Source organism: Candidatus Desulfosporosinus nitrosoreducens, from assembly GCF_030954495.1.
In the GTDB taxonomy this organism is placed as follows: domain Bacteria; phylum Bacillota; class Desulfitobacteriia; order Desulfitobacteriales; family Desulfitobacteriaceae; genus Desulfosporosinus; species Desulfosporosinus nitrosoreducens.
This window is the reverse complement of the sequence record NZ_JAVHUW010000084.1, coordinates 32905-50530: the sequence shown is the minus strand read 5'-3', so window position 1 is coordinate 50530 and position 17626 is coordinate 32905. Positions and strand designations below refer to the sequence as shown.

The window sequence follows — 17626 nt, the reverse complement described above, 5'->3', positions numbered from 1 at the left end:
ATTAGTTCACCCCGCCAGATGTTAAAGTTCCGGTTGCATACTTCATAATAAGCTCTTGCGAAAAGTCTTCCCGCGCTATCTCCCCCGTGATGGTCCCTTTCGCCATGACATAAATCCTGTCACACATACCTATCAGCTCAGGTAATTCAGAGGAGACAATAATCACAACTTTACCATCTTTGGCCAGATCAGTCATGAGCTTATAAATTTCCAACTTGGCCCCCACATCGATACCCCGAGTCGGCTCGTCCAAAATTAGAATATCGGGATTTCTGATCATCCATTTGGCCAGGACAACCTTCTGCTGATTCCCTCCGCTCAAAGAGGCAATCGCCGTATCAATTGTCGGCGTCTTTATTCTCATTTTGTTGAGAATATCAGAGACGATTTTCTTCTCAACTTTTTTATGGTTTCTCAACCCGTAAAACACGCTCTTCAAGTGGGATATGGTTGTATTTTCCTTCACGGACCGCATCGGAATTATACCGTATCTTCTTCTGTCCTCTGAAAGCATTACCAGGCCATTGTCAATGCTCTGGCGCACATTTTTAATAACAACTTCCCGGCCCTTAATTTTAACGACACCCGATGTTTTCCCGTCCAAACCGTACAAGGAGCGCATAACTTCGGTTCGTCCAGCGCCCATGAGTCCCGCAAAGCCCAGAATTTCGCCTTTTCTGACATGAAAGTTGATATTATAAAACACGCTGCCGCAATTCATGTTTTCGACCTGAAGTATATCTTCCCCAATCTCAACCTGTTCCTTAGGGTATGTCGTTGTCAGTTTCCGGCCGACCATTAAGGCAATCACTGTTTCGATGTCCAATTCTTCTTTGGGATGACTTTCCACCACCGTGCCATCCCTTAAAACCGTGATCTCATCGGCAATCTGGAAAACTTCATCTAATTTATGGGATATGTAAATAATGCTTACTCCTCTGGCTTTCAGCTCCCTTATCTTAACAAAAAGCTTTTCGACTTCCTTCAGGGTAATCGCAGAGGTCGGTTCATCCATGATAATGATATCCGAGTTGTAAGAAATAGCTTTGATGATTTCCAGCATTTGAATATCGGAAATTGTCAATTCCTTGAGCGGTGTCGTAGGGGAATAAGGTAAACCTTCAGCCTTTAAAAGTTCTTTTGTGCGTTGTCTAACCTCCTTCCAGTTGACATTGCCCAGTCTATTGACAGGAAGATTGCCCAGAAAAAGATTTTCTTCTACCGTCATTTCCGGGACATAACTCATCTCTTGAAAAATCATGGAGATTCCTAAGGTTCTTGCTTGGATGGGATTATTGATTTTTACGGGTTTTTCATCGATGAAGATTTGACCGCTATCCGGCTGATAAATACCGTTGATAATCTTCATTAGCGTAGATTTTCCCGCACCGTTTTCTCCGCACAAGACATGGACAGAACCCTTTTTTACACTGAAATCGATTTTATCGAGAGCTTTAACGCCCGGGAATGATTTCTCAATCTTTGCAACTCTTAACTTGACTTTTTCGCTCATTTTCTTCCCCCATGAGATTTTTTGCTCAAATATGTCTCATGATGATCCTAAATCAATGTCGAATCCCATTGTTAGAAACTCCACGCAGCCATTTTCACCGACCTGCCCGCAACGATTATATTCCCATCCAATTTTTATAACCACTTTTGTAAATTGATTTTAATAAGATTATAACGTTTTTTCAGTTCAAGTCAATAAATATGGCAATTTAAAAAACATATATTCAGAATTCAAAAAGAATTAGAAAAAAGTAAAGGCCCTCAATCCCCTATGCCGGTGAAATGAGAGTCTTCTTTAACGTTCTGGCGTTCAGACATTTCGGCTGGTTTTGCACATGGTTTCTTGCGTACAACAGAATCTTGCCGGAATTGAATCAGGCATTATTAATGAAACTTGCAACATGTTGCAGGGCTGCGCCGACTGCCGTAGCCTCCAGCTTATACTTGCAGACATGCAAATAACTTCCGTCAACCTCGAATGAATTTCTCCCGGAAACCAAATCCCTTAAATATTCAATGTATTCGCCCATGTACGCTCCGGCATACCCACCCAAAATGACATTACAATCATAAAGCATTCTCAGATTATTAATAACGACAATTAGATGGGTGAGATACTCTTCCCAAAGGGATTTTTGCGGTTCATTCTTTAATTTTAAAAGCCTGAAGAACTCAGCTATATTCCCATTAGTGCTGTCGGATAGAATCTTAGCCGAGCAATAGGCATCAACACAGCCTTTTTGCCCACAGTAACAAAGGCGGCCGTCTCTGACAATCGTCATATGTCCAAATTCACCACTGCGCTGATTTTGCCCGGTATAGATAGTTTTGCCGATGATGATGGAACCGCCAACACTATTGTTAAGGGAGAGATATACTACATTTTGGATATTTTCTTCATCCCATAGTTCTGCAAATCCCGCGGCATTCGCGTCGTTGCTTAAAATACAGGGATAAGGGATAAATTCCGCAAAGTCCCCGACACTCCCTCCCTTAAAATCGATAACTGTAGCATAATTTACGATTTGGTTGTCCTCGGATAATATAACCGGCAGAGCGATGCCAACTCCCAATATTTTTCGGCTTGCGATTTGGCAATCCTCAACGAACTGCTTCACTAAATTGCCAACACCTGCAAAATAAGCTTTAGAGTTGACAAAAGGATACTGCTTGCGCACATTTTTCAACAGTTTACCGCTCAAATCAATCAGGACAATCCCTACATGGTTGCGCGTAATGTCCAAGCCAATGGCATAGATAAGATTGTTATAAGTAATCGCTTTAGCTTTTCTGCCGCCGGTGGATTCAAATAAACCTGTTTCGATGATTAAATCTCTTTCTTGCAATTCTTTAAGATTTTGGGTAACGGTAGGTAAGCTCATATTTAAAGTCTGGGCAATTTCTTGAATCGAAATAGGGTCATGATTATATAAAAATCTATATATCGCATTGCGATTTATCTTTTTTACTTCCATGCTATTGACTCGACTTGTTCCCATTTGCTAATCACCGACTTTCATAAATGTCTTTTTATAATGTCATTTATATTATTTCATTTCCATAAATTTTGCAATGATTACTGATTCAATAGATTCCACATTTTTCAGTGAATTCCTTCCCAATCAGAGGCTTGGAGCCTCGGCCATAAAAAATGCCTTCCCTTTCAATGGGGAAGACATTTTTTAGGCAGATGTTTTATCACGCTCGCTTCGGTTCCTTAGCATCAAATTGTTTAGCCCAGGCAAGGATAAAGGGCAATATCGCGTCCTCATATCAGCAATTTAATGATCCCGGAGCCGGGACTTGGCAAAACTAATGAATTCCCTGGCAGCAAACTTCAGATAAGCATTGCGCCGCCAAATAAACGCCAAATGACGGGGAATACCGGGCGACGCCAAAGGAATTACTTTAATGCGGGTGGAATCAAGATTCGGGCAAATGCTGTCCGGCAAAAAGGCAATTCCTAAATTGTCGGCTACCATTTCGCTGATAAAATCCCACTGCGAGCTCTCATAAAGCACGTTTGGCTGAAAGCCCGCTTTCAGGCAGGCCTCTTTTATGTGATAGTAGAGCGCAAAGTCTTGGGGATAAAAAATAAAGGTTTCATCTTTTAATTCTTCCAAATGTATTTCTTTACAGCTTGCTAAACGGTGTGTCGGATGAACGACTAGTTTCAGATGCTCTTCCACCACCGGAAGGCATTCAAACGCAGCTTCACTGACGGGCAAAACGACAATTCCCAGATCAATGTCCCCTTCGGCAATACAATGCTCAACTTCCCGGGCACCGTTTTCCAAAATCTGAATCGTAATTTGCGGGTGAAGCTTCTGAAATTCAGCTATAATCCGCGAAATAAAATTATAGCCGATCATCGGCAGAAGGCCCATGCGAATATGTCCTTTTTGTACTTGCCGCACATCGTCCAGCTCCGCCTCAAGACTTTCTAACGATTGAACAACGTGCAGCGCGTGCTTGTAGACCACTTCACCTATATCAGTCAGTTCAACCTTTTTAGTGGAACGCTCCAGCAAGGTAAGCCCTAATTCGTCCTCCAGGCTTTTAATCATCTTGCTGATGGTAGGCTGTGTGATATGCAGAGATTCCCCTGCTTTAGAAAACCCTTTGCGTTTTACAACCTCGGCGAAATACACCAATTGGCGAATATCCATCAGCGCTGACCTCCTGTTAGGTTTTTTGCAGACAATCTTTCAGACCAATCATAGATACGAGGAATTATTTATATTCTATATATGTATTTTACGCATGATCCTGGGAGCTGTATACTGATTTCATAAATTATCTCATGCAAGAATCCTAGAAACAAGAAGGTTATCAATGATGAACAGCTTACTTCGCCTCATAAAGATTTCCAATTTAAGAAAGACAGTTATCGCCTTGATCCAAATAGGTATCCTTTATTTCTTTTCTTTAATGGGAAATTATTTAGCTGAACTATTTCATTTCAACTTTCCCGGCAGTCTGATTGGCATGGGGATATTATTCACACTTTTGCGCCTGGGCATATTTCCCTTTAAGTGGGTGGACATCGGCGGCAACTGGCTGCTGGCGGAATTGCTTTTATTCTTTATACCATCAGTCGTTGCCATAATGCAATACAAACAGTTTTTCCACCAGGAAGGTCTTAATTTATTTCTTATCATCTTAATCGGTACAGTGGCGGTCATGGTCAGCAGCGGTCTTACGGCCGAATTAATCATTAAAAGTAAAGGGGGAAAGACATGATGACCAGTTTCATAGGCATAATAAGCATACTGCTCACAATCATCTTCTATTATTGTTCCAAGGCCTTGTACGGGCGTTTCCGCTTCGTGTTGTTTTCCCCTTTATTAGTCGCCCCTGCGGCCTTAATAATCGGTCTGTTAACATTTCATATTTCTTATTCCAGTTACATCACAGGCGGAAAATGGCTAACCGTGCTTTTACAGCCTGCCATTGTCGCTTTTGCGCTGCCGCTGTATAAACACTATGAAACATTAAAAAAACACTTCCCGGAGATTGTCCTCAGTGTGCTGGCAGGCACTTTCTCCGCATTTTTGTCTTCCGCCTTGCTGGGGCTGCTGGCTAACTTTCAGCCTCAGATTATCGCCAGCCTGGCCCCCCGTTCCGTAACGACCCCAATTGCTATAGATGTTTCCAACAATCTAGGCGGTGTCCCTTCGCTTACCGCAGTCTTTGTGATCTTAACCGGTCTGATGGGGCTTGTAATCGGCCCCTTGTTAATCCGCTTTTTACACCTTCATTCACCAATCGCTAAAGGAATCTTGTTAGGAACGGGAGCGCATGGCTGCGGGACCTCCGCCGCCCTGACCCTAGGTTCCCTCGAAGGTACCATCGCAAGTCTCGCAATGATCTTCGCCGGATTGGCGACTATCATTTTGGCCCCGGTTGTTTTTCCTTTACTGCTGAAGTTATAATATTTTTTGACATGCCCCAAGGAGAGCCGCCAGGGTGCCGGAGCGTTCCGCACCCTGGCAGTTCTTATTTTAAAGAGACTGAAAATTTTGCGCGCGTGCTTTTGTCCTGTCAATCAAACGGTTATTACTCGCCTGTCTGCGTCTTTCAGAAAATCCGTAAGTACTTGGCCCGTGTATTTAACGTTTATTCCCAAATCACTTAAGGCTTCGGAAACCCCATAGCTATCGGCACAGGCTTTGCAAGCTAATAGCTCCACACCTGCATGTTTAATTTTTGCCACATATTCCTGTAAATCTGTATCTTCCGCCAGCAGCTTTGCCGAAGGCCCCCAAACAATCAGAGCTACCTCCTCCCACCACTCCTTTAGTTTGGAATTAAGAGTATACATAAAGGCCATGCGAACAGCGACTTCCCTATCTCCGCTTGTCCAGATTACTGCCAATTTATGGGGTTGATTCATGGTACCACTCCTCTTATCTATTTCTTCCAGTGCCAAAATTGATTAACATAAAGGGGCATCCTGCCCATTATCACTTAGCAAGCGATTATATTTTTCCTCATTTGAACTCCATCTTGCAAGTGAGCCTATTGCTCCGCCAATTAACCCACCCAGAAACGATAATAAATACAAATGAATATAGGGATTTAAGGGATATTGATAATTGCCACCGCTTGCAAAACCTGCCACAGAGCCCACGAATGAGCCTATTCCCGTCATCATGCCGTAAATTAGCACATATTTAAGTTTCCCTCTTTGTCTATCTTTTTGCCACTTTTTCATAAACTTTTCCGGATTGCGCAAAGCTATTCCTCCAAAGCATAAGCTTAATCTTCTAATCACTTCGCAGGGTAAAAAAACTTAGCCGGCACCCGAAGACACCACCTTCGCACGGCATGACATTGCGGAGAGCCCCTGGCGCAGGCGGCCATCCAGTTGATAACTACTCTAGTTTCAGGGTCATCCATGTGATTTCTTCAGCAAGGTCTTTTTGTTCATTATCCGGGACAAACCCCATTTTTTTGTAGAATTTCAGACCATTTCTGCTGCTTGGGACATGAAGGTCCCTAACCTTCTTGGTTTTGCATACCTCCAATAAGTAATTAAATAAGCTTCTGCCGATCCCCTGCCTATGTAATTCCGGCTTGACAAAAAAGTTGGAGATCGAGTACTTGGGAGCTCCATTCTCTCCGAAATCAGCCAGAGCACCTGTGGCGACAATATCATCGTTTGCTTCTGCCACGAAAATTTCTTTCCAAGTCATCTGTTCCCATATATTCACCGCCGTACTATGATTTTTAAACTGCTCAAGAATAGGAACAGAATGGTATTTTATCATCACTTCATCAAAGTTCCGACGAATTAATTCAGCGACAGCTGCAACATCTTCGCTCTCAATTCTCCTTATATCCATTCAATCATCTTTTCATCCCCAGTCCTATATGTTCTCAGGGCTAGCCGCATCCCTTCCTATTACTTTTCTGCATCTTTAAGGAATATTCCTCTTAACACTAGCAAATTTTTACACAAAGAATATTACACCCCCCAGGCTCTCCGGAAGCTTTTCAGCCATATGTCCGTTTCAGCAATGCCCTCTCTAAAGTTTCAGAAACTAATTTCAAAAATTCAGATTAAAGGTATCAAGCGGTTTATGTAGAAATCCTGAGAATTACTTCAAATTAAAAAAGATTTTGAAAGTGCTCTGATTTTCATAATACCAGGCACACGAAAGAAGGTAACTTGATGCTATTCGAGTCAAAAGCCAAAAATAATCCCCAAAACCAGAGAGATTTCCTGCTTAATGAAACCGCCGCAATGCTCGAACAAATGCAGAACGGAAATTTTGCCGTTCGTGGAAATACGGACAATGATCACCCCGATACTGTCATGATCATGAACAACATCAACCAGATGTTAGATTTAATACAGAAGTCTTCCGACTTTATCGTAACACGATTTGAGTTAGTTTATAAGACAACAGGAGTCGGCTTATGGGATATGGAGGTTATAGCCGGCGATCCTGTAAATCCCAACAATACATTTATTTGGACAGACGAATTCCGGCATTTGCTGGGATACTCAGACGAACGAGATTTCCCGAATGTTCTAAGCAGTTGGAGCAACCGGCTGCACCCGGATGATCTGGATTGGGTCTTGGAAGCCTTTGCCAGCCACCTGACGGACTATTCCGGTAAAACCCCCTACGACCTTAACTATCGCTTAAAAACTAAAAGCGGTGACTACCGGTGGTTTCACGCTTCAGGGACCACAATCCGCGATGCCAAGGGGGTACCTTTGCGTGTTGTAGGATCGCTTTTTGACATTAACGACGCCAAGGTGAATGAAGAGAAAACCAGAGAATTGATAACGCGCTTTGAATTGGCCAATAAAGCTTCACAAATCGGTTTGTGGGATATGGAAGTTGTGGCCGGCGATCCTGTAAATGTTGACAATAAATTCACATGGACAGATGAATTCCGTCATCTATTGGGATTTGTCAGTGAAGAAGACTTTCCCAACACTTTGGGAAGCTGGAGCAACCGGCTGCATCCTGAGGATCAAGATTGGGTCTTGAATGCTTTTGCAGCTCACTTAACCGATCACACGGGAAGAACTCCTTATGACATCCACTACAGGCTCAAATTAAAAACCAATGAATACCGCTGGTTCCATGCCCTGGGAACGACGTCACGTGACGAAAATGGCGTCCCTTTACGCGTTGTCGGTTCATTAAAGGATATTACCAGTCAGAAAATGAAAGAACAGGTTGAGATTGAGCTTGCCGGCAAAATGGAGAATTTCTCAAATTCACTCAACGATATGGTCGCCGGCATTCTGAGCATTACAACAGCAGCCCAAGAACTTGCCAAAAACCAAGAAAATGCTATGAGTGCGGCACAACAAATGAAGGCCGGTACGAGCGAAACGAGCAAGATCGTTGATTTTATAACCGGTTTAGCTACTCAGACCAACCTATTAGGCTTAAACGCCTCAATTGAGGCTGCCAGAAGCGGCACGGAAGGTCTGGGGTTTAATGTCGTGGCCAATGAAATCCGCAACTTATCCGCAAGCAGCTCCGACGCGGTTAAGAAAATAGGCAACAGTTTAAATGGTTTAAATCTGGCCATCGAAAAAATTGTTGCCAATATTGAAGAGACAAACAATATTACCCAGGTCCAAGCGGCGGCGACGGAAGAACTGAATGCCCAGGTTGAAGAAATCAACTCAATGGCCGCTGACTTATTAGGCTTAGTTAAGAAAATATAAGCTTTCTAAAAATCATCATCCCACCCTCCAAATATTTTTATCACTGCGTACAACAGCATTAAGGTTACCCTTTTATTTATCATTCGGGATGCCTAAGGATATTCTCTTAATTCACAAATCTCACAGAGAAAGTTACGGAAACCGGTCTCTGTCCAAATAAAGCAGACTTGATTCAGGCGGAGTTTTACTCCATCTGAATCTTAGTCAGCGGATAAAAAAGTCTCAGATCGCGAAAACACGGTCTGAGACTTCTTTATTTCTCAAAATACGCTGATATTTATCTCTTATCAAGAGCTTGGAGATTAAGAATTACTAAACAAACAGAAAATGAAAACACAATCTACTTTCTTATAAAGGTTCGCTTTTCCCGAGAGCTTGGTCAATCTGTTTCTGGAAGGGATTGGGCCTCCTTTGCTTTATCGCGGCACAGCGGCAATGATGAGAATGGCCGCAAGGTTTGGCCATGGTTTGGCTCTTTGGGGGTACAACCTTCCCCTTAGTAATTACGGTAAAACTATTTACCGGCGCCGCTCTCAGAACTCCTCCACAGTGGATGCACAGGAGCTCCAGATGTTTCTTTGTTTCGTAATCCAGCAAAACTTCGCGGCTTGCTCCACAATTTGAACATATAAAGTCATACAGTGGCATTTCTCAGACGCCCCCATCCCTTTTAAGGCCTTATCACTCAATAGAAATAGAATTTTTCCGATCACTTTGGCCAATAAAATTCTTGTCATTAAGCTGTAGCCGCAACGTGCTCTCTGACGAGGGAAACCGCGGCATTGGCATCAGAACCGTACTTAGCGCCTATTTCTTTAGCAATCTTTTCACTCATCGCGGCACCGCCGGTCATCACAAGATATTTGCCGCCCTTGCCTTGTTCAGCAAGAGTTTTAATAACCTTTTCGGCATAATTAACCGAAGAGTTGGTCATGACCGATATCCCGATAGCCACGGCTTTATTGGCTTCCGCCGCTTCAATAAACTGTTCGGGGGTAACGTTCTTGCCAAGATCTATTACTTTGTAGCCATTTGCTTTCAGCATAAGAACGACCAGGTTTTTGCCAATATCTTGGGTGTTGCCGCGTATCAAACCCATGACAACCGTCTCATGATTTCCTCCGCTCGCGCCTGATGCTTCCAGCAGAGGAATGAGAATTGGCATCGCCTTATCCATAGTTTTAGCTGATTTAAGCATGTCGGTAATGAAACGTTCATTGCGCTCATAAAGGTCGCCGACCATTTTCATACCCAGGGACAGGCCGTCAAATATGATTCTTTGAGGGGTTATACCCAAGGCTAAAGCTTTCTTTGTCAATTCGACTACCTTGTCACCATCATATGCCATAACACTGTCTGCAATTTGGAAAAGAATTTCCTCCTCCGGAGTTTTCCTGGTTTGAACCTTACTAATGCCCATTCTGACTTGCTGATCGGACTCGGTGGAGATTTTGCGCATACCCACATGGTTTGGCTGTCCGGCTAAATAAACATCGCTTAAATCACCGAGGGCCTCTATGTCAATAGGATATTTGATCGAGGCGCAGGTATCAATCAAGGCGCGCATGTTTTCTTCCGGCACGGTCCAGTCAATGTCACAGCCGGGCATGCAAATAAAACCGCCATTATATCCAACTTCTACTGCCAGCTTTTTAACTTCCTTGGCAACATCTTCAGGCGTGCCGTGGGTCAACGTCGAGTAGGGACTAAGAGTTCCCATCAAAGACACTTTGCCGCCAATAGCCCGCTTGGTCAGATCAGCGCCCGGATACATATCGCCGTTAAAGTTGAGGCTGCCATTGGAAGCGATATCACCCCAGATAGGTTGAGTAAATGTGCATGTATGGGTAAATCCAATACCCCCGATTTCCTTAATGTAATCGAACAAGCGCTTTTGGTAGGGTAAGCCGAATTCCCGATAAATTTCCGGCGGTATGACATCGGATGAACAAAACGGATCAAGTATATTGCAAACATCCATACCGGCCTCGAACATCATCCGGCAAACATTTTTACAGACATCAAGACTTAATTCAATAACCTCTTTGGCATAATCGGGATCATCGGCAAGGTAGGAAAAGAACTCGTCCGTTCCGGTAACCAGTTGAGCAGTGGTAATCGGACCACCAACCGGCGTAGCCAGAGCATGGGTATCCTTCCAGCCTTCTTTAATAAAGGTACGGATCTCTTCCTGTATCGCTCTTAAGCGGCCCTTTTCCGGATTAAAGCCTTTGGCTAGATAGCTTTCTTTAAGGCGGTAAAATGCTTCTTTGGTTGGCGCAGGATGAGTAACCAGCGAAGGCTGCGCATAGGGGAGATAGTCTAAGACGGCCCCAAAATTCTCCACAGGCGTAAAAAGGTCGGTGCCGGCGATCACAACATCTCCGCCAAATTTTTGATGTGCTTTAATTTTAGCTTTGGCCATGGCAACACCGTCGAATAAGACCTCACTCACTTTAACTCCGCCCTCGCGAATTCCCCGGGTCATTAACAAAGGAGTTACAGGCAACTGATCTGGTAAACCCTGCATAGTGACCGCCGCCAGGACTCTTTCCCGGCTGCTCATCTTTGATATGCTCATGTCATTCACTCCTCAATATTTCTTTCATCATAGGAATTAGCCCTTAATTTCATTTGTTCTCATCGTAAATTTGATAGTTTTTCTATCTTTCTGTGGGGCAAATCATTCCCGGAAACAAAGTTTTTAACGACCGGCGGATACGTTTATATAAATACCAACTCCTCTGATAGAGTTTTTTCCAAAGCTTCTTCAATAACACTGCGAACCGGACCCAGTCGCCGCAGGTTGTCAAAGCCCTCAGCGGAAAGGTTTTTGATAAAAGCGGCGCCTCTAATCGCTGCCATTACCTCTTCCTCACAGGACAAGCTGTCCACAGGTGCGGCAATAACCGGCAAACTCTGAGCCAACTCTGTGCTGAAATAGGCTATCCCCGCCCTATCTTGCCTGGCTACCACCTCGCCTAAGGCGCACAAGTCATTGACACCATGCAGAATCACAGACTTGGGGAGTACCTTTCGTAAGGTCTTAATATCCATTCCTTTGGCATAAGGGTCCAAATTCAGTATTTCAAATCCTAAGTTGGCAATATCCTTGAGAATCGGACTGATCGCTCCACAACTGTGAAAACAGATTGCCGCCGGAGTAAGCTTGCGCAGGCGTGATACCAAAGCGCTCAGCCAAGGGAGAAGATAGGTTCGAAAATCCGAAGGGGATAAAAACATACTATTCTGAAAACCAAGATCATCACTGTAGATGAGAAGATCCGGCTGCCTATCAAGTGAGCCGAGCATATACTCGTAGGCACTGCTAATTGTTTCAACCAACCACTCCAGCAGTGTGCCGGCAATAGTACGTTTTTCAGAAATATCAGACATAAATTGCCAAGCGTTGCGCAAGAGGAAGCAACTATCCAGAAGTCCAGGGCACGGAGCATCGGCAATAACCAAGCTGTCCCCAAATTCCTGTTTTACATATTGCAGCGCTAATTTCCAGTCCGGTTTCCCATAGTGTTCAATGTCGCTTAAGCCGGCAGATTCTAAGGGGTGATTACTCGGCGCGAAATATCCGTCACTGTTCAGCCATTCTACGCCAAAGGCATCCTTGAAGCGCCCGGTCTTAACAATTCGGGGATCATACACTACTCCGGTGCGAATGAAGTCGGATCTCAAGCGCAAGCAATCTTCCCGATCCAAGGCTATTGTTTGGAATATCGGATTCGTTAAAGTTTCATTATCGAACAAATTAGGCAGGGCATTGGCCCGTAATCCCGTGAGGGATGTTGTTCCTATATCTAGCAGAGGTACGCCGCTTATATTGTAGGTAAGCATCGCTTCCAGACATGAGCGGGGTGATATTAAATCTGCTCTGTGGTCAATTTGAACATCTGCCATAACGCATGTCCTTCCGGCAATTTATACCTGTCCAATTCCTGGGCCGCATAACCATAAAACATCTCGGCCGTTGCCGCAACATGTGCCGCAACGGCGGCTTTTTCGATAATACCGTAATGTAAATAATCTCCTCCGGCAGCGCGGACAACCGCAAGTGATGTTCCTAAAGACAAATTTACCCATTCTTTGCCGAGCTGTTTCAAACTCGTCCACTGGGGAAAACAATTAGAAAACGCACACCCTGCGGGATAACCGTAACGCTCTCTGACCACTTGAATTTGACGTATGTTTAAACCAATAGAAGGCGCATCCATCGTACCTACATCAACGATCGGCACAGCCGCACCTATTTCTTTCAGCATCGGGAGATAGTAGGTTTCGATCATGCTGCAGCTTCCTTCAGGCGTCGGATCACTTACGTCATTCGCTAAAATCATGACCCCAGCCGGGCGGTTCCTCCCGAGGGCCTCTAATTCACTATCCTCGGTATCAATACTCAAGGATGCATAAATACAGCGATCCAGAATTCCCAGCCTGGATGCCGCCTCCAGTCCGGCAACTCTGGCTTCGGCTTCAGAAGCGTTTATCAATATCGGCAAGCTTGTGCGGGCACTGACAAATTCCAAATACCGGCCCATAGCCTCTGAGGAAGCGGCTATAACGTCAAAAGCCATCTGCACGCCATAGCGTTTGCTAAGTTTGTTTACTTGATCCACTAAAACCGCGGCACGGGTCTCATCGAATTCCCCTGTAAAAGGATTTTTAACAACCGAATGCTTATCGTAGAAAATACTTCCCACAACCAGCCCCGTATTTGCTCCGAATGATCCGCCAATAATTGCGTTGCCGACTTTAACTTGATGATAAGTTGTCATTTTAAATCCTCCGCAAAAATGTTGAAGTTGTGTTACAACCCTGAGAGAAATCTTTAAATTCACCGTCCATGCTATACGCAAATACCAAACCGCTCTATTTGTTTATTGGGGAGAGCATCGTTCAGTGCCTTATTTCCTTCACCTCCATTTCTTACTGAATATTCTTTTTATAAAGTCAGCTTTATAATACAATGGCCATTAATGTATGTCAATGTATTATAAACATTAAATATATTATTTATTGTATTATATTGTATAATAAAAATCCGATAACCAGGTACACAAAAAGGGCTGAGCCTGGAAATTCCATTCCAGTCCAGCCCAAAATAGATTTTTTGTACCCACAACATTTAGCCTGACAAATAAGAAATTTACTTAGATAGGACAAACTATTCTGCGCAAGCCATTGTGGTTAGTTGTCGGCAAAATTATTTTTCAAATACACAAAGGAATCATGATTATAAAACATTACGTTACGATGGCATTTCATCAATTCTATGAATTCATTCAAGCCGTTCTTACCGGCGTCATTGTAAAGATAAGGGCAAATTCCCACAACATTAAGCTTCGCCAAAGTATCGTCCAACAAACTTTCAAAGCGAATAAGGTTGGAGAAATTTCCGCAGCTCTCAAGACCGGGCGATCCTGAAGCCCATAAAAAACTGTAACCGAGCTGATTCGTGATCGTTGCCTCATCTCTCCAAACTTGTATAGGACCTTGTACACCCGAAGTTTCATACTTTTTGGCCAAATCAATAATAGTCAGGAGATTATTCTTCTCCAACTCTTCAATAGGCACGCCTCTCGCTGCCAGTTCCTGACGTACATCATCCGTGTTTTGCCACCAACACCCCTTAAAAAGTCTTTGCTTCAGGGCCAAACCTTTTTTAAAAAACTCCGCTTCCAGATCAAGCAGATCATCTTCATTGGAGGAAATTGCCATCATATGGTTGCTTTTCAGCTCAATTCCATCCAACAAGCTTTGCCTTTTCAGCATAGGCGTAGTCTCCGCCAGCTTGGCGTCAAGAACTTCTTTGCGTATGCGCCATTCTTTGCCGAGCTTGACACCCGGCAATTTACCGGATCTTAGCCAACGATAGATGGTGTTGGGAGTTGTCCGCAAAAAAACCGCTACTTCCTCAACTGTCAATAATTCATTGATCATAGTTGTCTCCTTTGTATTATTCAATAAAATAATAACACCTATATTCAGGCCTTTCAAGGCAAATCAAAGCATAGCAAAATCTATTAAGACAAACTCATGTTCTCTGTTATAGTTATAGACAAATCAGAATTATATTATACAGTGTAATACAATAATATATATTGACATGCATGGAAATACATTGTAAGTTATTCATAAATAGAGGAATGGGAATCTTGTTTATTTTTGAGTTGTTTTTCAATAAGGAGGAAGATAACTTGCCAGGGCAAACAAACCGAAGCAAAAGAAAAAAAGCCCTTCTCATTTATTTTACAAAATTCAAAGGACAGAAAAGATCAGCTCCCCTCGTGAGGCCGGCACCTTTAGATATACTAATTACTTTATCAGGCTCATTCCTGGCGTTTGCCATTCTCAGTATATTATCGCTTGTCTATTTAACTCCGGTGCTGGCCACACCGCTGGGCGCCACCGCCGTCCTGGTCTTTGGAGCCCCTGATGCTCCTCTGTCCCAGCCGCGCAACGTAATCCTGGGACACGCATTATCGGCAATTATCGGAGTAGCTACATACCAGATTTTAGGCACCCACTGGTGGACGGTAACCTTAGGAACATCCTCAGCTATTCTAGTTATGTTATTAACCAAAACGACGCACCCGCCAGGCGGAGCTACAGCCATGTTTGCCATTTTGAATGCGGCCAAACCGATCTACATCGTAACGCCGATTATTGCCGGCAGCCTGTTGTTGATTTTAATGGGTTTACTGGTTAATAACCTTTCACCCAATCGAAACTATCCGCGGTATTGGTATTAAGCTATTCAATATTTGCCGGAACCTTAAGGCCTTTATAGAGATCCAGCAGATTGCTGTGGTTTGCTTCTTTAGAATCATATTTTCCTATTTTAAACGCCAGTTGTACGGAAGGACCAATTAACAAGGCCAAAAGAAGGGTTCCGACGCCGACCGGCCCGCCCCAAAAGAAGCCTATTATCAGTACAGTAACCTCTATAGTCCCTCTTATCAGCCAGACCGGTCTGTTCAGTTTTCTTACAAGTCCCTCCATTAAGCCGTCTCTTGGACCTGCGCCGAGTTCAACCCGCAAATAAAAATAGGTAGCAAACCCCATGATAATGATGGCCGCTATGAGCATGAATATTCTGCTCAACATAGTTTCAGGCGTTTTAAATATTCCGGTATTATTAATTACGTCCACAAAAAAGCCAATAAAAATCATATTCAATACGCTTCCAATTCCAGGAACCACTCCCAGAAATATTGACAAAATTATTAAGCAGAATCCCACAATCTGTGACATCTGCCCCAAAGAAAACATGGAATGATTGACAATCCCCATATGAAATACGTCCCACGGACTCATCCCCAGCTTTGAATAAAGGGCTAAGAGAATCGCTACTGCATATAAAAAAAAGCCTAAAAATAAAGACGGCATTTTAAGTAATAATTTTACCCATGTATTTTTAACATTTGTCATTATTCATTGCCAGTCCTTCACCTATAATATAGTCCACTCCGCTCAATGCTTTTTCCTGATCTCAACCCACGGTGCAAGTTAATTATAATGTGTACCAACCAGCTTCTTGAGACGGTCGGCAAGATATACGCCAAGGTCGATACTAATTGCGCTGGGCAGGATGAAGTCTATCGAAGCATCATAAAGTATTGTGGCATTAGCCTGAACTTCTTCATCCCCTTCCCAAACTATAACACACAAGGGGATTTCGGGAAATGCTCTGAAAACCACGGACGCAGCGCCGAAAGGGCCCGCTTGACCACCCAAAAAAGCCGCAACCGTCTTTAACCGGTCGACCTGATAGCCAAATACCTCGATCAGCACTGAAATGGCCGTTTTGTGAAACGCGGAATAAAATATCATGCCGCCCGGTATTTCTTTTATGCTTACCCAACTCGGTTCAGACGCCCGCAAAGGCTGTGCATAAACCAGGTAATTGAGGATAATGATCGTAGCCATCACATCGGGAAGCTCTCCATCCGCTTGCCGCCAGATTGCCTCTTTACCGCAGTCCACAATATATTCCTCGTTAAAAAACAGCACAACGAATTGGCGGGTAGCGCTGCTGTAGGAAACCGCGCGCAACAATGTTATCTCTTCCGGATCGCGTTTTTTAATATCCTGCCATAGTTTGTCATAGACAACTTGATAACTGGATTCCATGTCCTTTCCAGCATAGCTCATTTTTCTTCACATCCCTTCGTCTTTTAATGAAGTAATGAAGGTACTATCACTGTTCCGAAACAAATTGCCTGTTGTCAAGCGCGTCCAGGCTGTTAATAAACGAGAATATTCCGCCCCATTGGGCCAAGAATACTGACCGCTATAATGTGCTATGATTCGATAAGAAAAGAGCCGAATTCTTTAATAAGGGGATTCAGCCTCCTTGCCATTGCGATTTCAGTATAGCAGATTAGCTCAGGCAATTCTATATGCCAACTGACGGTGTTTGGGGAAGTCAAGAATAGCTGTCAAATTGTCTTGACAGCTATCCCTCATTGAAAGAAAGAGAGGCGCAGCGAAACTTACGGTTTTCGCTACACCTTTAAGAGTTCCATCTAGAAGAAAAGACGATTATTATAGCCGGAATTTCCAACATTGCCAACATTGCCACCATATCCGGCATAGCTTTGCCCGGGATCAACAACGACATTCGTTGTCATCGGCTGATAATAGTGTTGGGGAACATTCACAACATTGTAACGGTTAACGTTTACAACCGGGTGAATCACTGGAACTATGCGCGGCGTGCAATAATCGCGCACACAATATTGAGGAGGACAACAAATCGGAGTTCCTACACAGCCATACATCTGAGAAATCACCTCCTAGCACTTACTTACTATACTATATGCTCATATCTCATTGTTGCCATATATATCCAAAAACAAGTGTTTGTACCTGTCGTAACGTATTTTAAACAGCAATACT

At 43.6% G+C, this 17626-nt stretch carries 18 protein-coding genes; 4 read left to right on the top strand and 14 right to left on the bottom strand.

The window, feature by feature from the left end; translation table 11 throughout:
* Position 1: 1 nt before the first annotated feature.
* The 3 genes from REC12_RS25965 to REC12_RS25955 all read right to left on the bottom strand — a co-directional run bounded on the left by REC12_RS25965 (position 2) and on the right by REC12_RS25955 (position 4181).
* A complete protein-coding gene (locus REC12_RS25965) occupies positions 2 to 1513 on the bottom strand; it encodes a sugar ABC transporter ATP-binding protein (RefSeq protein ID WP_308899263.1) in 1512 nt (503 codons plus the stop codon).
* A 373-nt stretch (positions 1514 to 1886) separates the two neighbouring features.
* Entirely contained in the window at positions 1887 to 3011 is a 1125-nt protein-coding gene (locus tag REC12_RS25960; RefSeq protein ID WP_308899262.1) for an ROK family transcriptional regulator, read from the bottom strand.
* 282 nt (positions 3012 to 3293) lie between these two features.
* Positions 3294 to 4181 (bottom strand): LysR family transcriptional regulator, encoded by an 888-nt coding sequence (locus REC12_RS25955; protein ID WP_308899260.1) that lies wholly within the window; start codon positions 4179 to 4181, stop codon positions 3294 to 3296.
* 166 nt (positions 4182 to 4347) lie between these two features.
* On the opposite strand from REC12_RS25955, the gene REC12_RS25950 reads away from it, so the two are divergent.
* Together REC12_RS25950 and REC12_RS25945 are read left to right on the top strand one after the other, a co-directional pair.
* On the top strand, positions 4348 to 4755 hold the full coding sequence (locus REC12_RS25950; RefSeq protein WP_308899257.1) for a CidA/LrgA family holin-like protein: 408 nt from the start codon (positions 4348 to 4350) through the stop codon (positions 4753 to 4755).
* Entirely contained in the window at positions 4752 to 5447 is a 696-nt protein-coding gene (locus REC12_RS25945; protein WP_308899255.1) for an LrgB family protein, read from the top strand. The genes REC12_RS25950 and REC12_RS25945 overlap by 4 nt, the downstream gene beginning before the upstream one ends.
* A 113-nt stretch (positions 5448 to 5560) precedes the next feature.
* Here REC12_RS25945 and REC12_RS25940 read toward each other — a convergent pair whose 3' ends face one another.
* The 3 genes from REC12_RS25940 to REC12_RS25930 all read right to left on the bottom strand — a co-directional run bounded on the left by REC12_RS25940 (position 5561) and on the right by REC12_RS25930 (position 6860).
* Complete coding sequence (locus REC12_RS25940) at positions 5561 to 5908, bottom strand: DsrE family protein (protein WP_308899254.1); 348 nt, start codon at positions 5906 to 5908, stop codon at positions 5561 to 5563.
* A gap of 42 nt (positions 5909 to 5950) precedes the next feature.
* Positions 5951 to 6250, bottom strand: a complete 300-nt coding sequence (locus tag REC12_RS25935) for a hypothetical protein (protein ID WP_308899252.1) — start codon at positions 6248 to 6250, stop codon at positions 5951 to 5953.
* 139 nt (positions 6251 to 6389) lie between these two features.
* On the bottom strand, positions 6390 to 6860 hold the full coding sequence (locus REC12_RS25930; RefSeq protein WP_308899251.1) for a GNAT family N-acetyltransferase: 471 nt from the start codon (positions 6858 to 6860) through the stop codon (positions 6390 to 6392).
* Positions 6861 to 7189: 329 nt separating this feature from the next.
* Here REC12_RS25930 and REC12_RS25925 point away from each other — a divergent pair, with 329 nt between their 5' ends.
* Positions 7190 to 8713 (top strand): PAS domain-containing protein, encoded by a 1524-nt coding sequence (locus tag REC12_RS25925; protein ID WP_308899249.1) that lies wholly within the window; start codon positions 7190 to 7192, stop codon positions 8711 to 8713.
* Between the two features lie 348 nt (positions 8714 to 9061).
* Here the strand turns inward: REC12_RS25925 and REC12_RS25920 are convergent, their stop codons facing one another.
* From REC12_RS25920 to REC12_RS25900, 5 genes are all read right to left on the bottom strand, one after another.
* Positions 9062 to 9361 carry an FmdB family zinc ribbon protein gene (locus REC12_RS25920; RefSeq protein ID WP_308899247.1) on the bottom strand — a complete coding sequence of 100 codons (300 nt, stop codon included), beginning with the start codon at positions 9359 to 9361 and terminating at the stop codon, positions 9062 to 9064.
* 88 nt (positions 9362 to 9449) lie between these two features.
* The gene (locus tag REC12_RS25915; protein ID WP_308899246.1) at positions 9450 to 11294 is read right to left on the bottom strand and encodes an MtaA/CmuA family methyltransferase; all 1845 of its coding nucleotides are present in this window, start codon (positions 11292 to 11294) and stop codon (positions 9450 to 9452) included.
* A gap of 143 nt (positions 11295 to 11437) precedes the next feature.
* Entirely contained in the window at positions 11438 to 12625 is a 1188-nt protein-coding gene (locus REC12_RS25910) for a uroporphyrinogen decarboxylase family protein (protein ID WP_308899245.1), read from the bottom strand.
* Positions 12589 to 13500, bottom strand: a complete 912-nt coding sequence (locus tag REC12_RS25905) for a tetrahydromethanopterin S-methyltransferase subunit H family protein (RefSeq protein ID WP_308899242.1) — start codon at positions 13498 to 13500, stop codon at positions 12589 to 12591. Before REC12_RS25905 ends, REC12_RS25910 begins: the two co-directional genes overlap by 37 nt.
* 412 nt (positions 13501 to 13912) lie before the next feature.
* Positions 13913 to 14665, bottom strand: a complete 753-nt coding sequence (locus REC12_RS25900) for an MEDS domain-containing protein (RefSeq protein WP_308899241.1) — start codon at positions 14663 to 14665, stop codon at positions 13913 to 13915.
* A gap of 257 nt (positions 14666 to 14922) precedes the next feature.
* On the opposite strand from REC12_RS25900, the gene REC12_RS25895 reads away from it, so the two are divergent.
* Positions 14923 to 15477, top strand: a complete 555-nt coding sequence (locus REC12_RS25895) for an HPP family protein (protein WP_308899239.1) — start codon at positions 14923 to 14925, stop codon at positions 15475 to 15477.
* 1 nt (position 15478) lies between these two features.
* On the opposite strand, the gene REC12_RS25890 is transcribed toward REC12_RS25895, so the two are convergent.
* The 3 genes from REC12_RS25890 to REC12_RS25880 form a co-directional block, all read right to left on the bottom strand.
* Entirely contained in the window at positions 15479 to 16156 is a 678-nt protein-coding gene (locus tag REC12_RS25890; protein ID WP_308899237.1) for a YczE/YyaS/YitT family protein, read from the bottom strand.
* Between the two features lie 78 nt (positions 16157 to 16234).
* Positions 16235 to 16879, bottom strand: coding sequence for a DUF3786 domain-containing protein (locus REC12_RS25885; protein WP_308899235.1), 645 nt, complete (start codon positions 16877 to 16879; stop codon positions 16235 to 16237).
* Positions 16880 to 17253: 374 nt separating this feature from the next.
* Positions 17254 to 17508: a spore coat protein D gene (locus REC12_RS25880; protein WP_308899233.1), complete on the bottom strand. Its 255-nt coding sequence runs from the start codon at positions 17506 to 17508 to the stop codon at positions 17254 to 17256.
* Between the last annotated feature and the right edge of the window lie 118 nt (positions 17509 to 17626).

Bases quoted from the DNA above. Each gene is read 5' to 3' on its own strand.
- REC12_RS25965 (WP_308899263.1), bottom strand. From the start codon at position 1,513: ATGAGCGAAAAAGTCAAGTTAAGAGTTGCAAAGATTGAGAAATCATTC.
- REC12_RS25960 (WP_308899262.1), bottom strand. From the start codon at position 3,011: ATGGGAACAAGTCGAGTCAATAGCATGGAAGTAAAAAAGATAAATCGC.
- REC12_RS25955 (WP_308899260.1), bottom strand. From the start codon at position 4,181: ATGGATATTCGCCAATTGGTGTATTTCGCCGAGGTTGTAAAACGCAAA.
- REC12_RS25950 (WP_308899257.1), top strand. From the start codon at position 4,348: ATGATGAACAGCTTACTTCGCCTCATAAAGATTTCCAATTTAAGAAAG.
- REC12_RS25945 (WP_308899255.1), top strand. From the start codon at position 4,752: ATGATGACCAGTTTCATAGGCATAATAAGCATACTGCTCACAATCATC.
- REC12_RS25940 (WP_308899254.1), bottom strand. From the start codon at position 5,908: ATGAATCAACCCCATAAATTGGCAGTAATCTGGACAAGCGGAGATAGG.
- REC12_RS25930 (WP_308899251.1), bottom strand. From the start codon at position 6,860: ATGGATATAAGGAGAATTGAGAGCGAAGATGTTGCAGCTGTCGCTGAA.
- REC12_RS25925 (WP_308899249.1), top strand. From the start codon at position 7,190: ATGCTATTCGAGTCAAAAGCCAAAAATAATCCCCAAAACCAGAGAGAT.
- REC12_RS25920 (WP_308899247.1), bottom strand. From the start codon at position 9,361: ATGCCACTGTATGACTTTATATGTTCAAATTGTGGAGCAAGCCGCGAA.
- REC12_RS25915 (WP_308899246.1), bottom strand. From the start codon at position 11,294: ATGAGCATATCAAAGATGAGCAGCCGGGAAAGAGTCCTGGCGGCGGTC.
- REC12_RS25910 (WP_308899245.1), bottom strand. From the start codon at position 12,625: ATGGCAGATGTTCAAATTGACCACAGAGCAGATTTAATATCACCCCGC.
- REC12_RS25905 (WP_308899242.1), bottom strand. From the start codon at position 13,500: ATGACAACTTATCATCAAGTTAAAGTCGGCAACGCAATTATTGGCGGA.
- REC12_RS25900 (WP_308899241.1), bottom strand. From the start codon at position 14,665: ATGATCAATGAATTATTGACAGTTGAGGAAGTAGCGGTTTTTTTGCGG.
- REC12_RS25890 (WP_308899237.1), bottom strand. From the start codon at position 16,156: ATGACAAATGTTAAAAATACATGGGTAAAATTATTACTTAAAATGCCG.
- REC12_RS25885 (WP_308899235.1), bottom strand. From the start codon at position 16,879: ATGAGCTATGCTGGAAAGGACATGGAATCCAGTTATCAAGTTGTCTAT.
- REC12_RS25880 (WP_308899233.1), bottom strand. From the start codon at position 17,508: ATGTATGGCTGTGTAGGAACTCCGATTTGTTGTCCTCCTCAATATTGT.